The sequence below is a fragment of the Sphaerisporangium sp. NBC_01403 genome, from assembly GCF_045040145.1.
Taxonomy (GTDB): domain Bacteria; phylum Actinomycetota; class Actinomycetes; order Streptosporangiales; family Streptosporangiaceae; genus Sphaerisporangium; species Sphaerisporangium viridialbum.
The window spans coordinates 6170071-6185041 of record NZ_CP109534.1; the positions used below are offsets into that span (position 1 = coordinate 6170071).

13 protein-coding genes and 1 CRISPR repeat array are annotated in these 14971 nt (G+C 65.2%); of the genes, 7 read left to right on the forward strand and 6 right to left on the reverse strand.

Translation table 11 applies throughout. The features are described 5' to 3' along the window. Positions 1-12: 12 nt before the first annotated feature. The 4 genes from casB to cas3 form a co-directional block, all read right to left on the reverse strand. A complete protein-coding gene (gene casB / locus OG589_RS27485) occupies positions 13-606 on the reverse strand; it encodes a type I-E CRISPR-associated protein Cse2/CasB (protein ID WP_405140669.1) in 594 nt (197 codons plus the stop codon). A 50-nt stretch (positions 607-656) separates the two neighbouring features. Continuing rightward, entirely contained in the window at positions 657-2285 is a 1629-nt protein-coding gene (gene casA, locus OG589_RS27490; protein ID WP_405140670.1) for a type I-E CRISPR-associated protein Cse1/CasA, read from the reverse strand. Between the two features lie 359 nt (positions 2286-2644). Further along, entirely contained in the window at positions 2645-3097 is a 453-nt protein-coding gene (locus OG589_RS27495; RefSeq protein WP_405140671.1) for a transposase, read from the reverse strand. Positions 3098-3181: 84 nt separating this feature from the next. Next, positions 3182-6013 carry a CRISPR-associated helicase Cas3' gene (cas3, locus tag OG589_RS27500; protein WP_405140672.1) on the reverse strand — a complete coding sequence of 944 codons (2832 nt, stop codon included), beginning with the start codon at positions 6011-6013 and terminating at the stop codon, positions 3182-3184. A gap of 158 nt (positions 6014-6171) precedes the next feature. Beyond that, positions 6172-7543: a CRISPR direct-repeat array (repeat unit 28 nt; unit sequence GTCGACCCCGCGCCTGCGGGGATGATCC). 349 nt (positions 7544-7892) lie between these two features. Between cas3 and OG589_RS27505 the strand changes: the two genes are divergently transcribed. From OG589_RS27505 to OG589_RS27515, 3 genes are all read left to right on the forward strand, one after another. Further along, positions 7893-8411 (forward strand): HAD family hydrolase, encoded by a 519-nt coding sequence (locus OG589_RS27505; RefSeq protein ID WP_405140673.1) that lies wholly within the window; start codon positions 7893-7895, stop codon positions 8409-8411. Continuing rightward, positions 8348-8602, forward strand: coding sequence for a hypothetical protein (locus tag OG589_RS27510; protein ID WP_405152254.1), 255 nt, complete (start codon positions 8348-8350; stop codon positions 8600-8602). Before OG589_RS27505 ends, OG589_RS27510 begins: the two co-directional genes overlap by 64 nt. Positions 8603-9103: 501 nt before the next feature. Beyond that, positions 9104-9424 carry a hypothetical protein gene (locus OG589_RS27515; protein ID WP_405140674.1) on the forward strand — a complete coding sequence of 107 codons (321 nt, stop codon included), beginning with the start codon at positions 9104-9106 and terminating at the stop codon, positions 9422-9424. Positions 9425-9549: 125 nt separating this feature from the next. On the opposite strand, the gene OG589_RS27520 is transcribed toward OG589_RS27515, so the two are convergent. Then, positions 9550-10017 (reverse strand): hypothetical protein, encoded by a 468-nt coding sequence (locus OG589_RS27520; RefSeq protein ID WP_405140675.1) that lies wholly within the window; start codon positions 10015-10017, stop codon positions 9550-9552. 306 nt (positions 10018-10323) lie between these two features. On the opposite strand from OG589_RS27520, the gene OG589_RS27525 reads away from it, so the two are divergent. From OG589_RS27525 to OG589_RS27535, 3 genes are all read left to right on the forward strand, one after another. Further along, positions 10324-10581 carry a hypothetical protein gene (locus OG589_RS27525; RefSeq protein WP_405140676.1) on the forward strand — a complete coding sequence of 86 codons (258 nt, stop codon included), beginning with the start codon at positions 10324-10326 and terminating at the stop codon, positions 10579-10581. A gap of 786 nt (positions 10582-11367) precedes the next feature. Next, the gene (locus tag OG589_RS27530) at positions 11368-11574 is read left to right on the forward strand and encodes a hypothetical protein (RefSeq protein ID WP_405140677.1); all 207 of its coding nucleotides are present in this window, start codon (positions 11368-11370) and stop codon (positions 11572-11574) included. A 292-nt stretch (positions 11575-11866) separates the two neighbouring features. Further along, positions 11867-12325 carry a hypothetical protein gene (locus tag OG589_RS27535; RefSeq protein WP_405140678.1) on the forward strand — a complete coding sequence of 153 codons (459 nt, stop codon included), beginning with the start codon at positions 11867-11869 and terminating at the stop codon, positions 12323-12325. Positions 12326-12768: 443 nt separating this feature from the next. Here the strand turns inward: OG589_RS27535 and OG589_RS27540 are convergent, their stop codons facing one another. Further along, positions 12769-13698 (reverse strand): hypothetical protein, encoded by a 930-nt coding sequence (locus tag OG589_RS27540; RefSeq protein ID WP_405140679.1) that lies wholly within the window; start codon positions 13696-13698, stop codon positions 12769-12771. A 414-nt stretch (positions 13699-14112) separates the two neighbouring features. On the opposite strand from OG589_RS27540, the gene OG589_RS27545 reads away from it, so the two are divergent. After that, complete coding sequence (locus OG589_RS27545; RefSeq protein WP_405140680.1) at positions 14113-14919, forward strand: helix-turn-helix domain-containing protein; 807 nt, start codon at positions 14113-14115, stop codon at positions 14917-14919. Positions 14920-14971: the final 52 nt, after the last annotated feature.

Below are 14971 nucleotides of genomic sequence, written 5' to 3' on the forward strand. Positions count from 1 at the left end.
GGGGGATGTGTTTCAGGATTCGGCCGATGGCTCGTCGCCTGGCGACTTGTGCTTCCAGACCTGGTAGTCCATGGCCCATTGGCGGCGCGCGGCTCGTCGACCGTCGTCGTAATGCCAGTCGTGAACGAGCCGCATCAGGTGGTCGTAGTCGAGAGGCTGATTGATGGTGCGCAGCAGATCGACCAGGCCCCGCAGGCGGATCAGCAGCGCATCGAAAGTAGTGGTCGTGGCAGCCGCTTCTACCCGATCGTCGATCGCTTTCGGGCTGAACCTGTCGCTGTTGCGCAACTGCGACAGGGCCCTGCCGAGCCGGACGTCCGGCCGGTGCATCGAGACGCTCTTGGACTGCTGATGCAGCCCGTACAGGGCGAGCGCCGCGTGCTCGGCCCGCTGCTCGATGGACGCCTCGCCGCGTCGAGCCAGCTCATCATCAATCTCGCAGGTGTAGTGCGGCCACAGTTTCGGTACCTCGCCGAACTGCCGACCGAGTCCGGCACGCATCGCCGCCAGGTCCTCTCCGGGCGGCGGGCCGATCGGACGCTTGGTCCGTTTGTCCGTCAACCAGGTCCCGTCCGATGCCACACGATTCCAGTAGCGGGTCGCCATCGATTTGTTCACGCTCCATCAGCCATTGGGGGAAGTACCGGGTCAGCCCGTCAGGGCGCACGCCATTGGGCGGCGGCGCGCTGCAGGATGGTGGATAGGTTGCGCCGCAGCCGCCGCTCCACGTCCCCCAGACCTGAAGGCGAACCGGACTCTGCCTCGCCACCGGTGCGGCGACCGGCGAACACCGACTCCGGCACCGCGGCGAACACTGTGTCGGCGACCTCGCGCGTGATCCGGTACGCGACCTGCTCCCAGGCCAGCAACACCGCTTCCAGCCGCTGGTCATCGAGCCCGCCCGCGTGACCGAGGACACGGCGAACGACGGGGTCCAGCAAGTGGAGAAGCTGCTCTCCGGGGCGCTGGCCCTTGTCCCATGGAATCGGATCCAGCCCCGCGGCCCGTCGCAGATCGGCCGAGAGGTGATTGATCGCCCGGGAGAGCTGCTCTGCCTGACTGGTCATCTCCACCAGTACGCCGTACACCTCAGCGTCTGCCTGCAGCGCGTTCACCGGCAACGGGATCAGATCATGGTAGATGTCGTCGATGACGGCCGACTGGGTCCCATAGGTCATCCCGAACGCCTCGACACGCAACGGGTAATCCTCCGGGAGCGTTCCATCCGAGCGGAGGTCCGCGGCCTGCCTGAGCAGACTGCTCGTCTCGACCGAGCCGCTTTCCAGGTCACTTTGGTGGACGGCCAGCAGCGCTTCCAGGCCGCGCCATATCGCCTTCCCCGGGACGTGCCGACGTGGTTTGCGGTCGGCGGCCTTGGACTTGCCGACGGGTTTGTCGTACTTCCACGCCGTGTGTGGCTCCCACTCCGGGAGCTCTCGCATGCGGTCCCCCGCTGCCAGAATCACGCGCCTAACACGCACACCCTGTGGCGTCTGTTCCGGTATGAGACGGATTCGGCGAGACTGCCATGTCCATAGACCGAGGAGTCCGTCCGGGTAGCCGACGGCGTCCCAGTCCGGACCGGCCGGGGGACGCCGCCACTGCGGGGTGCCGAGCGCCGCCCTTGGTCCGATGGGCAGGTTCAAAAGCAGCGTCTCATACAACGTGCGGCCGGTGGGGATGAGAACGCCGAGCTGACCCAGCGGACCCGTGGGGTTGCCCGTCGTCTTGCCGGCCTTGACCTTGCCGTCGCCTTTCGCGCCGGTCTTGATCGCCGCCGTGTCCCAGCAGTGTGCGTGAACCAGCCACCGCATCGCCTCAGCCGGCGTCAACGCAGGCGGCTCAGCCTCGGTCCGCGACCCGAACAGCGGCACGTTGTTGCCGGTGAACTCCGTCGCCACCAGCAGCCCCGCCCCCTTGGTCTCCCCGCTCGCCGCCTCCAACTCCCCCGCCTGGGCGAACGGGGTCTCACCGAAGGCCTGAAACCGGGGGCCATTCTTCGCCAGATATTGCCGAATCTGGTCACGCTCACTCTCATTGAACGCCCTAGCTTCGAAGCGCTTTAGCCACTCCGCTCGATCGGCAGGCAAGCCCACGGCATCCGCGACGATCGGCAACAGCACCTGCCTCAGCAGCGCGGGAACCTGCGTCGCAAGCTCGACGACCAGTTCAGCGAACGCGTTCGCCTCTGTCAGAGCCCTCTCGATCCCCACCTCAAGCAGAGCGCCATCATTGCGCCGCCGAAGCGGCAGCCATCCGTCGCATACCAGGTCGAGCTGATCCACAATGGCCTGCCTCAGGGGAAGTGGCCTACCAGAGAACAAAGTCAGGTGTGAGCGTAGAGGCGGGCACCGACGTTTTCCGCCGCACCGATATTTCACGGTCCGAATATCATGGTTTCGGGCACACATAAACCGAAGGCTCAAGGTCGTCAGCCGATCCGTTCACGAGCCGAGCACAGTGCCCGAGCGATGAAGACCGAAGCCACCGGCAAGCGAGACGCGCGGACTCCATCCGACGACGCCAGCGACGCACTACCTCCAGAGCGCCAGATCTTCACAACCTGAGCATGTGCGCCCCCGAAAGGGTCGCCCACATGGATTCCGCTGATATCAACGCGGCGTCGTTGCGGAACTGAGCTGGCTCACCAAGAAGGTAGATGCCCCTTGAGGATTTCGTTGTCCCTGCGCAGTTCTCGCACCTCACGCTCCAGTTCGGCGATGCGCCCCACGTCATCGCCCGCGGACCCCCGCCACCAGGAACTACCGCTGTCGGCATTCCGGCACCAGTTCCGCACAGTTCCCGGGCCGATACCGAACTGGCGTGCCACCTGGGCGATCACTCCATTGGGCTTTCCGGATCTTTCGATGGCTTCCTGGACCATCCGGACAGCCTGGTCCTTCAGCTCCGGCGGGTACCGACGTGGAGAGGGACGCGAAGAACGGGATTTACCGGACATGACTTCCTTCCCTTGAGCGGCAGGAGCCTCGATTGCAGAACGATTCGCCCGGTCTGCGCCGTCGGCCCCGCGTGCGCGGGGATCGCCAGCCGGTTCCTCTGTGAGCGTCAAGTGACGCTCACAGAGGGGCCCGCACATGCTCGTGTGCTCTGCCGGTCGCTTCGCTTCGCACTCGCGTTACGCCCGGCCAAGGCAGTTTGATGGCTCTTCGAACCCAGGTCGCTACTGGGGATTGTCGAGGACCAGCCCCAGGTCGTTGTCGTAGCAGATCCTGAATCGGTCGAGCCTCGCCTGGCTTTGGGCATCGAGTTTCAGGGCCCGGCTGTAGCGAAGCCACGGATGTCCCCGCCAGCCCGCCAACGGTTGGAGCTCGCTCTCGGCCGCCGCGGCGAGCTTCGCCGGAAGGCGCACCGTACCGCCGAGAACCTCGTCAACGAGGTGGGCGGGCACCTCGCCGTTGGGTCCAAGACGCCTCCCCGTCCAGGAGGCGTAGCCGTCATCGTCCTCGAGGACGATGACGACCTCGACGCTGGGCTCCCCGTCGCGGACGATGGCGTGGACGATCTCCTCAGCTGCCTTCGTCTCCGCGTAGTGCAGGCCCTCCAAAGTCTTGTTCTCGTGTTCTTTGAAGCGGGTCAACAGGAACTTCTCGGCGCTTTTGGCGCGAGCCCGCTGCTCTGCTTCCCATGTGGCGAACGCCGCGCCTTCTGCCTGTGCCCATGCTTCTGGGACGACCGTCTCCTCGCCATAGACGGCCGCGACCAGAGCGGGGACCTGCCCGGGGATCTTCCAGTGCGAGTTGTCGGCTGCGCATACAAGCGCGGACGTTCGCAGCAGCAGATAGCGGCCGTAGATCGCATCGCTGGCCGGGAGGATCCAAGGAGCACCCTTGTCGCAGGCGCCGACTCCCGTGATGACGACACAGGGTTCGCGGACCCGTGCGGGGCGCGGGACACCGTCATGGCGATGGAGCCGGCCGATCCGCTGGAGAAGCAGGTCAATCGGGGCCAGATCAGTGATCAGGAGGTCGGCATCGACATCGAACGACTGTTCGGCGATCTGCGTAGCGACGAGGATGGTGCGGGGGCGACGATTGGTCGATGGTCCGAGCCGGGCCAGAGCCTCCTCCGTTCGGTCTGCTCGGTGGCTGGCATGCAACCGCCCGTGCAGGAGACAGACGTCAGCTTCTCCGAAGTGGGCACGTAGCGCCTGGTAGGTGTCTTGCGCGCGATCGACGGTGTTGCGGATCACCAAGGCGCACCCGCCGTCTCTCAGACGCTCGGCTAGGACCGCGACGACATCAGCATGCGTGCTACTTAACGGCTCGGACCCCGCACGAGGCGACTCGGCGAGCACCTCGACCCGTACGTCGAGATCATCGCGCCAGGACGAGCAGTGGTCGACGAGCGCGCGCGGCCCCGCATCGTCGACCCAGACCGCGGTGACGTTCGGGTAGCCGCCGGTGGCGGGCAGGTTCAGTGCCGGTGGTTCCTCGCGTGACGAAGCGCCCGCGAGATAGGCGTCGACCAGGGCACGCCGCTGAGCGAGCGACAGGGTCGCGGAGAGGAGCACGACCGGGACACGCGCCTGTCCTAACCAGCGCAACCCTTCGAGCAAGAACTGGGACATGTAGACGTCAGCCGCATGCACCTCGTCCAAAATCACGATCTTCCCCGCGAGTCCGGCCATCCGCAGCATCACGTGCTTGGTGCGGGTCGCGGCGAACAGCAGCTGATCGATCGTTCCCACGACCAGCGGGGTCAATAGTCCGCGTTTGCTCCCCAGAAACCATTCTGCGGGGGCACGCCGCTCGGGGGCCTCCCCGGCACTGAATGAAGAAATCCCATACAGAGCGTCCTCGTCGACCGTCCCATAAATGTCATCAGGACTATCCCCGACCTCCTCTAGGAGCTCCTGCCATTCTCGGTTGAAACGGCGCTTGCCATGTAACAGCGCCACCTGTGATTCCAGCCCGGGCAACACCTTTCCCGCCCAGGCGCGTACCCGGGAGAAAATCGGGTCGCTGGTCGCCTGGGTCGGCATGCCGATGAACACCCCATCCGCCCCGAACCGGCCAGCCAGGATCTCCGCCACCAACAGCGCGGTCTTGGTCTTGCCCTCACCCATCGGCGCCTCGAAGATCAAAAGCCCCGGGCCTGCCATGCGTCGAGCGGCGTCCGTCACCATCACCTGCGAACGACGCGGCTTCTCCCCAAAACGGTCTTGGAAGGCCTCGACACCAGGAACTCCAAGCCTGCCCCAGCCGCCCCGCAACCCCAACTTCTCCCAAGCCCCGGCGGCACGCTCACGGGACGCCGCCAGGCTCACATCCCGCAGATCATCCACCCCCGGGAAATAACGTTCATCGCTAGCGATCCAGTCGGCCATCACCACCAGACCACTCAGGTGCAGCTGATCGGCTCGGCTGGGCACCCGTACAGGCTGAACGTCCTTCAGACCGTCGAACCCCAACTGGCGAGTGAAGACTTCGACAACCGCCGACTGCACCCGGCGCCATCCGAGGCCCTTGCCATGCAGATGACCCCGCGCGCGGACAGGCTCGATCAATCCCCCCGAAGAAGGAAACTTCCCGTGGTGCCCAGCGACCAACGGCCATATCCACGAAATCTGGTCATCCGGCCACCCGGCTCCGCGCAGCACGTCCCGGATGAGCTTCCCGCCGGCCCGGTCATGCCGCCAGCGTTGCCCCCCCGTGGACATCCAGGTGAGGCCTGCTTGCCGGACGGCCTGCGCCCCAACCTCGTCCAATTGCTGAAATGCCGGGGTCGCCTTCCCGCAGTCGTGAACGCCGCAGACCCATGCGAAGAACCGGCGTCCACGCCCATGGCCTCCAGCCACATCGTCCAGCAGCGCCTTCGTTGACGGGGCCAGATATCGATCCCAGATCTGCTCAGAGACCGCAGCTGTATCCAGGAGATGGCACATCAGCAGATTCATGCGTCCCGCTGCCTTCACAGCCGATTTCCCCCACAAGACACCCAACTGCCGCACCAGGTCCGGATCTTTGAGGAACCCGAGCTCATGACCGTCCAAGACCGCCTCCTGGGCATTGCCGACCAGGCAGCAACACTAGAAGTCACCACCGACAAAGGCGTGGCGATCGTCGTATGTCGTATAGGGTCGGCGCGAGATCCGGGGCCAAACGAACTGAATGGAAAACGGGGCCTAGACCAGCAAACCCACAGGTCAGTGTCGACCCCGCGCCTGCGGGGATGATCCGTTGCGCAACGAGTGGCGGGACAACGCCCGCAGGTCGACCCCGCGCCTGCGGGGATGATCCTCCCGCCGGGGCCGACGACCGCCTGGTGGACGTGTCGACCCCGCGCCTGCGGGGATGATCCCTGTGTTTCGCCTCCGAGGCATGGCGCTGATTGGTCGACCCCGCGCCTGCGGGGATGATCCACGTCGACATCGACCCGTCCAGCGCACTGGCGGAGTCGACCCCGCGCCTGCGGGGATGATCCCCACGGATCACGGGCGGGGGGTGTCCCATGGCAGTCGACCCCGCGCCTGCGGGGATGATCCCGGCGTCAAGGTCGCCGAGCAGGCCACGCTGACGTCGACCCCGCGCCTGCGGGGATGATCCGCGATGGCGAGCCCGCCGCCGATCGCGAGGAGCGTCGACCCCGCGCCTGCGGGGATGATCCCCGCCCGTGGTGTGCAGGAGGTAAAGGGCCAGCGTCGACCCCGCGCCTGCGGGGATGATCCGACTCCGTAAGCTGCATCTGATCGCCTTTTCTGGTCGACCCCGCGCCTGCGGGGATGATCCCGCGGCCCGCTCCCCGGTGGTGGGGTGGACGAAGTCGACCCCGCGCCTGCGGGGATGATCCCGAGGGCAGCGTCGACAAGATCCGTGGCTTGTCGTCGACCCCGCGCCTGCGGGGATGATCCCCCCCGGAGGTGCCTGATGGCGTGGTCCAAGTCGTCGACCCCGCGCCTGCGGGGATGATCCCGGACTTTCCGGTGTCCCGGTCTGGACTATCGCGTCGACCCCGCGCCTGCGGGGATGATCCTCCGGTATGGCGTGGGAATTGCCGGCGACTATGGTCGACCCCGCGCCTGCGGGGATGATCCCATCGTCCTGCGGTCCTACGACAGCGCGAACCCGTCGACCCCGCGCCTGCGGGGATGATCCCCTCCGTTGCATGACACCCCCACGCGGGGGTTCGTCGACCCCGCGCCTGCGGGGATGATCCCGGTGTGCGGACCTCGTACAGCTCGTCGGGGAGGTCGACCCCGCGCCTGCGGGGATGATCCGACCCTGCTGCACCAGCTCCTCTACGTCGGTGACGTCGACCCCGCGCCTGCGGGGATGATCCCGAGGAGGAACACATGGGAGAACCACAGCGCATGTCGACCCCGCGCCTGCGGGGATGATCCGCACTCCTCATCGCCCCTTCGAGGGAAGCGGCCGTCGACCCCGCGCCTGCGGGGATGATCCGCTCAACGGCCGCCCGCCGGAGGGCGTCATCCTGTTGACCCCGCGCCTGCGGGGATGATCCCACGTACACGCCCGTGTCCAGGCCGTTGACCGCGTCGACCCCGCGCCTGCGGGGATGATCCGTTCTGGATCTCCACTCTCACCGGCTCCATTCGGTCGATCCCGTGTATGCGAGGATGCTCCCATCAGGCCGCGGAGGGACCAGTGGACCTCGCCCTCGCCCCCGCGGGGATGCTTTGCGCGACTCCCCGGCCCGGCGAGTGCCGTCATATGCAGCCGTAGGTCAATGATCGGGGACATGTGGGGGACGATCTCGAACGCGTCTCCGCAGGTCGTTCGCGGACGGGGTCGATGACCACATCGTCAGCTGTGACGCGGAGACTGCCTGGCGCATGAGGCTCATCGTCAGAGGTCAGATGCGCCTCGATCGCTTCGGCCGAGTCCGCCAAGGCCAGCGACAGATCGTCATCGGTGACGTCTCTTCCGATCTGTCGCCCCACACTACGGCTCCTATCCTCTCCGGCGTCGGGAGGTGGGGAACCGCCAGGAAGAACTCACCCTGCTCGACGGTCCAGAACGGGAAGTCGCCAGACCACCGCTCAAGGACCGATATTCGAGATCGCGGCTCAGCGCTGCGGTGTCACTCTCAATCGGGGCGGCTGGATGATCGAGGACAATCCGACTGCCGATGTGGCTGGCGGGCGCGCGGCGGGGCTGTGCACCATCTGGATCGAGAGAGGAAAATGGCTGTACGAGTCGTCCGTACGGGTCGAGGTGATGGTCAGGGCGCTGGCATCGGGCGCCTCGGGCGAGCATCGGTTCCGCAGTTGCCGTCCTGATCAGAACACCCGTGAGCCCCCAAGGAGGTCCGCCTCCCACTGTTGGCAAAAGCCTCGAATGCAACGTGGTGGTTCTACGATGCGCTTATGGTCATCAACGAGGACGGCTACGATACCGACCCTCCCGTTATCAAGAAGATGTCTGGGATGAGCCTAAATGAGCTGATCGAGATGCTCCGCGGCGCGGAGACGCTCGGCTTGGGCGTAAGAGTCGCCAACTACACCTCACCAGACAGCAATCTGACGGGTTCCTATACCGACAGTTGGGAGCTCACACTCCTTGAGGATGTGCCTCTCCAGAAAGCGGACGAAGAAGACGTCGCCCGGGCCGAGCGATCCTGACACTTGCAGAATCATGGTCTGGGTGTCGACGACGCCCGAATGGGAAGATCGGCCAGCGCCCGTATCGTTCGACCAGTCTCATCGCATGCTTGTGCAGGCCGACAAGGTGTTGACATTGGCCCCCACAGTTCGCATCGAAGGGCAGCAAGGCGCGTGATCTTGCTAACGCGGATGCTAACTGCGTCCCGAGACGGCCGTAGACGTCGGTGGAAGAAGGTCAAGTAACCCAGCGCTCTGAGCAGCAGCGCAGGACGCAGAGAGACGTGAGTAGACGGTCCTCTTCCGGCTTGTAAACCGTAGTTGCCTGAAAGCTACAGACGGCGTAGACCGCTCATTCAGCTCGACCTCCCGGCGGCGGACCACGTGGTTACGGATGTACTCCAGGCGATGGAGATCCTGCGGAAGGGCGGGTGACCGAGAAGTTCAAACCCGCTTACCGATGCGCCACAAGCGCCTGACGATGCCTCGTCACCGGCCTGTGGTCTCTTCACGATGACGGGCATGGGGAAGTCTCAGAAGCGGCGCCAGCCCGCCAAGCCGGATCCCGCAAAGCCAAGCGTCGAAGAGCTTGAGATTCGTCGGAAGCTGGGGAAGCAGGATGCCCAGCGGGCCGAGGCTGAGAAACAGGGACGGAAGCTGAAGGTCAGCCAGGAGGAGCGAGAGCTACGGGCGAAGCAAGGCAAGTTTATGCGTGTCAGGTCCAAGACTCCGGGCACCCCCGAATATCTCAATCGTCAGCGTCAACGCGAGGCCGCCAAGACCGACGAAGCGATCTGGAACAGCGCCCATGACCCCGAGACCTTCAACTCCGACGACTGGTGATCTTGCTAACGTCAATGCTAACAACGCCCCGAGACGCACGTAGACACCGGTGGAAGTCGATCAAGCGCATAGGTCTCTGAGCAGGGGAGGAGAGACGTCGAGAGACGCGAGTACACGATAACTGGCTACGGATCAGAAGGTGCCTGGCTGGTGTTCCCCTTGTCCCGGCTCCAGATTTCGGCGCATCGAGGGAGGTCCTTGATGCCCCCGCCTTCGGGGATCATGCCCCAGAGGAAGGGGATCAGGTACTGAGGCGGTTCGCCCAGGAGCACGGCTAGTTCGTCCTCGGTGACGGTGAGGGTGAATGCCGAGCCCGGTTGCCCAGGGTTCCATCCCTGTTCGATGGCCCGCCGGATGCATCCGGCGACGAGGGCGGGGCGGACCGCGATCGTCCGTTCTCCGAGCCAATTGTCCGGCCGAGCGCAGGGAAGTGATACCACGAGAACACACCCCGGCTCCGCGGTCCGCTCAACAGTGACGGTGAGGGGACTCCAGCCGTTGCCCTGGCAGTAGGTGGGCCTGTGCCGGATCCGCCAGCGGAAGGCGGTGCCGTCGACGTTGATGAGCCGTGAGCCCTTCCTGGGCATCGCCACAGGCGCCTCCAAGCTTCTGCTCTGTTCCGTCGCTGTTCCGTGGAAGTACCAAAAGCAGCGAGAAGTGACGCGAGATGCCCGCAAGCGTAACCGCTGCTCATCCCCATGATCGAGCTGTTTTCGCAGGTGCCCTGATCACGCATCGGAGATCACCCAAATCTACGAAGGCACGGCGCACTCGGGGCAGATGGGCATGAGGAGCCCGGCTGGCCTGGCATTTTCTCTGTCCAGAAGAGGACGTAGCGACAACCTGGCCTTCGGCCGATCCGTCCCACCTGTGCCTCATAATTCTCAAAAGGAGTCCCCTTGCGCGTCCGTTCCCTGCTCTGCGCCGGCGTCTTGGCTGGCGGCATGCTGGTCGCCCCTCTCGCTTTCGGCGCCGCTGATGCTTCCACGACCGCCGCGGCGTGCCAGTACAAGCAATCCGGGAACCACTGGAACTGCATCACTCCGGGGGCGTTCTGCCCGGCTGACGCTCATGGCAAGTACGGCTACGCGAAGGTGACCGGGAAGAAGTATCGGTGCAAGTCCTCCTCGCCCCGGTGGCGGTGGCTGAAACCGTAGTCCTCCGTAACGCGCGAAAGCGGCCCCACCCCGGGAAGGCGCGAGGCCGCTTTGTGTTTCTGCTGGTGCGCTACGGCAACCCGACCGCGGCCAAGGCTGTCGTCCAGTTCCGGGGGATTGCCTGTCTGGCCGGGTCGAGCCGGACCCGGCCGTCACACACCTCACGGTAAAGCTTGAACTCCACCTCATTCTTAGCGGCGGCCGTCTTACCACCAGCCGAGTACCGGGGTTCAGGCCATAGGTTCTGGGGGACTCCGGGGATCTCCGCCGAGGGACAGGTTCACCAGGTGGTCTTCCTCGTAGTGCGCCAGGTTGGTGTCCTTGTACCCGTACTCGGCGATCTGTCTCCTTTCAGGCTCCTGGTGTAGGACGCCGGCGGCCGGATCCGTTTGCTGTAACCGGACACTCAGATCGTGCTGTGGATCGTCGCCTGCGTGACGGCCGGATTGAACGCACCCGGCTGGCACTTAGCGTCCGGGAGCGGCAGAAATGCCTGGCTGCACGCCGCAGCGGACGCTGGACTGGCCGCGACCAGGGGTACGGCCAGGGTCTGTGATGAGGGTCAATGCGGATGCGGGGGCGAGGAGGAGGACGCACCTGGAGACTCCTTTGATCGGGATGGGTGGTCGTCATCCATGAAGCCCGGCCGGCCGGGTTGCCCACGTGTGGAGAACCGCCCCGCTCGGGCTGAAGCGTCACCTGCGGGTTAAGTGCTGCCGACCGAGATCAGCATCGCCGCAAGGTTCTTTGCTAGCTGTTGACCTGCGGTTTCTTATCCTGCGCGGCGTGACAGCGCGGTTCGTCGGTACCAACGGCATCGAGGTGGAGCGCATCGTGCTCAACGGCCGGCCGAGGCTCCGAGTCTCCTGGGCCGATGGTCGGAACCGGCACGTGATCGCCTACTGCAAGACGGTCTCTGAGCTTCGAGAGCACGTCGACCTGGCGGATCTGGTCGAGGTCGTCTCCCTGGCAAATCGCCGTAAGTCGCCGTAGCCGAGCGACCGATCACCCGGCGGCCGCATCCTGGTCTGCGCGAGCGGCTGGTCGGGGGCCTGCCGCTCGCCCAACGGGATTGGGCGAGCGGCGATCTAGGGCACTGGCCACCATGGGTCGCGTTAGGCTCGCCGCGAAATGTCAAGGGCTGAATCCACCGAGTGCGCGACGGTAGCGAGGATGCTGGATAGAGCACCAGCAGGCGCTTGTGATGCATTCCTGCCGCTCACGGTGGCGTTCATCGCCATACTGGAGGACTGGACGAAGGTACGTCGAGAGGTGAGGTCGGACCATGAGCACTGACGTGTGTCCCGAGTGCGACAACCACATGTGGATGCGTGGACACCACGCCAACTACGACCACATCCACGCCGCCGAGGTCCTACCTCCAGCCAAGCACACCGACAGCCATATCATCCGGCACGGCTACGCGGTCGGCATGGGAGGCAGTATCCCCCAGACTTGGGTGTTCTTCGAAAATCTCGAACCCGCGCTCGTCTTCGGCCGCGCTGGCCGCATGTCGAGTCACGACATCAGAAGCTACGGCGTGTACGAGGCCGCGCGGGAGAACCGGTTCGACGCCCGCGGCCGTGTCGATGTGACGACACTGCTGGTCGCTGGCAAGTCAATCGACCGTGAGGGCGACGAGGCCGAGATCTTCAGGCGCTGGGTACGGGGATGTGACCCCGAGTCGGCTTACTATGAATCGGGGTGGGCCCGGAGCAGCGGAAAGCGTTCTGCGATCAGATGAAGCGTCTTTGAGCTAATTGTGAGCGGACCGCCGGCTCTTGTGCCCGGTACGACTTCACTGATCAGCGCGAACGCCACTCTGTGCTCAGCTAGAACCATCACGCCGCCACCGAGCGGGGCCGTTCTGTTTCACGTCTCAACACGCCGAGCCGGTCCTAGGTGGGCGTCCTTCCTACTCGCCCTTAGCGGCCTTGATCCACTTCGTGAACTCTCGGACGAGCTCCAGGATGAACGCTCTCCCCGGCTCCCGGAATGGCAGATAAAGCCACACGGGCAAGGACAGCAAGATGATCAGCAGCAGAGGCAGGACGAGAACGGCAACGATGAGCGTGCGCTGCCAACGCGACGATGGCATAAGCATGGGTGGTCCCTCAGATGACCGAAGACAGGGGATCCCACAAAAGGCGTGGGGCAGATCCGTACCGGCGACTACCGCGCGACCAGCTATGAGCGGGGAAGGGGAGAGCTCTTGACGGTCTCGGCCCGGTGAAAGGCGAAGTACTTGTCGCTATCCTCACTGTGCTCGGCGCATCGCCGACCGGCCAGCTCTCGAGCGAGCTTTCCCACATCCGATAGATCGGTCTCCGGTATTGATGAGCGGATGACGCCCTCGCTGTCGACGTAGACGTAGCCATACTCGAACAATGCGTCGCATCCCGCCAGGCAGGCGCCCATCACGTTGTTCAAGTCCAGCCGCTCCGTGTGGCTGGCTCGCGAGCGAAGCTTGATGTGTGCGAGGCGCATCAGTTGCCGGGGCAGAGTGCGCCCGCACAGCGCGCAGGTCAGCAGGGTCCGCGTGCCGAACTTCGTCCGGCGCAGCTTCTGCTGCTCGCGCCGGCCGAGCATCATCCTCACCACGTCGGTGGAGCCGTCGATCGTCAGAGGCTCACCGAGCTCCCAGGTGTCCTCCGGATCGGTTTCCTGGCGCGTTGCCGCAAGCGCCAGCAGGGCGTCCGAGCTGCTGAGAACAGCGGCTCCCTGCTTGTTGGCCGACATCCGAAGCGCCTCCATCGCGTCAGGCGCCAGCATGGATCCGGTCACATCGGTGTCGTCGCTGAGAATGTCGACATCCACCCGTTCCGGATAGAGGTCATCAGGCCAGACTCGTGAATCGTCGACATACAACGGTCGAGTGATCTGACCAACGACGACCCGCTGGAGATGCGCGTCGCGCCATCCGTCTACGGCGACGCGGCTGTTGGGACCGCGATGTCCAAACAGGAGGTAGTCGCCTGTCTCGAGGGAGGCGACGGTCTCCCGGCCCTGAGCCTTGTCCAGCGTGGCGGAATGCCATCCCCAGATGCCGTTGTCGATCCCGATGGTGAAATTGGTGATCGAGTTGCGGGGGACGTAAACATACGCGATCTTGCTCATTGAGTGAAGTCCTCACTTTGCGCTTCCGAAGAAGCGAAGCAGGCGCTGCGGCGGTGAGCGGGTAAGGCTGATGAGCCACAGCAAGGTGATCAGTATCGCACCGTAGACAGTACATGACGAACTAGCTGCTCGACTCGCGGTCATGCGCTCCATCGCAAGGAATCGGCTGCTAGCCTGACCCGCGCCTGGCGCGTCTGGGAGCAGGTTTGCGGTGCTCCCTGGAGCCTTCCCCTCTCGACGTAGGTCCGCATCTCGCCGAGGAGTTTATCGCTACCTCGATAACCCAGGCATCGCGAGCTGAAACTGCGGCAAAGCAGCGGCAGGAGGGCGCTTACTATCCCTTCGTCTGTTGCTGTTGCGCAACATGCAAAGCATCTTGATCGGGCATGCACCTGGTGGGACGCTCCTGCTGTGATGGAACCAGCGGTCCACGGGCCACTCGGTGCAGCGCTCCGGCAGGCGCGTCGCCGCGCCGGCCTTACCCTCCGCGCCGCGGCGCACGGGACCGGAATCTCCTACTCGACCCTGTCCAGGATCGAGAACGGCCGGGGAACAGCACCGTCCCTGGACGTGGCCATGGCCGTTGCGCGAAAGGTCGGCCTCGGGGAGCGCGAGGTGCTGCGGCTGGCCGGTCCGCTCGCCCGCGGGGGCGCCATCCAACTCGCAGATCCAGGTATCAGGCGCGCCCTGACAGCAGGACGGCTCAGCCCGGACGCGTTAAGCGCTCTGCGCCGAGAGCACCTCCGCGAACTCGCATCGGAGTTCTCCGCGAGCCTGGGAGCCGGGCGCCCGGTCGACATGCGCATGGCAGCGAAGCAAGTCGGTCTCGAGTTGGTGGCCTGCCGTACTGGGGCGGGGTTCGACTGCGGCGGGGCGACGTATCGGATACCTGCCGCGGCAGGCAACCACGTCTCGCAGAGGTCCTGGATCGCGCGCGGCATAGCGCATCGGCTGATAGCCGGCGACAGTGGCAGCGCGCCGGAATGCCGACCGGGTGCCCTGAGCACCGAGGAGGAGCGCGAAGCGACTTATGTGGCCGCCCACGTGCTGGTGCCTCGGCCGCTGCTGGCGGCCGAGCTAAGGAAGGACCCGCTCCCTGCATCGGCGCCCGCTGTCGCTTTCACCGCCGCCCTGGAGCGGATGGCCTCCCGGTTCCATGCCCCCGCCAGTTGGGCGGCGGCACGGCTGACAGAAGACAGGATTGGAGAGCTTCCCTGGTGATGAACGCACAACCCCATCCGGTAAGGGACCAACCCCCTAGCCCGCTAACCGT

Bases quoted from the DNA above. Each gene is read 5' to 3' on its own strand.
- casB (WP_405140669.1), bottom strand. From the start codon at position 606: ATGGCGACCCGCTACTGGAATCGTGTGGCATCGGACGGGACCTGGTTG.
- OG589_RS27495 (WP_405140671.1), bottom strand. From the start codon at position 3,097: ATGTGCGGGCCCCTCTGTGAGCGTCACTTGACGCTCACAGAGGAACCG.
- OG589_RS27510 (WP_405152254.1), top strand. From the start codon at position 8,348: ATGGTCATCAACGAGGACGGCTACGATACCGACCCTCCCGTTATCAAG.
- OG589_RS27515 (WP_405140674.1), top strand. From the start codon at position 9,104: ATGGGGAAGTCTCAGAAGCGGCGCCAGCCCGCCAAGCCGGATCCCGCA.
- OG589_RS27535 (WP_405140678.1), top strand. From the start codon at position 11,867: ATGAGCACTGACGTGTGTCCCGAGTGCGACAACCACATGTGGATGCGT.
- OG589_RS27540 (WP_405140679.1), bottom strand. From the start codon at position 13,698: ATGAGCAAGATCGCGTATGTTTACGTCCCCCGCAACTCGATCACCAAT.
- OG589_RS27545 (WP_405140680.1), top strand. From the start codon at position 14,113: ATGGAACCAGCGGTCCACGGGCCACTCGGTGCAGCGCTCCGGCAGGCG.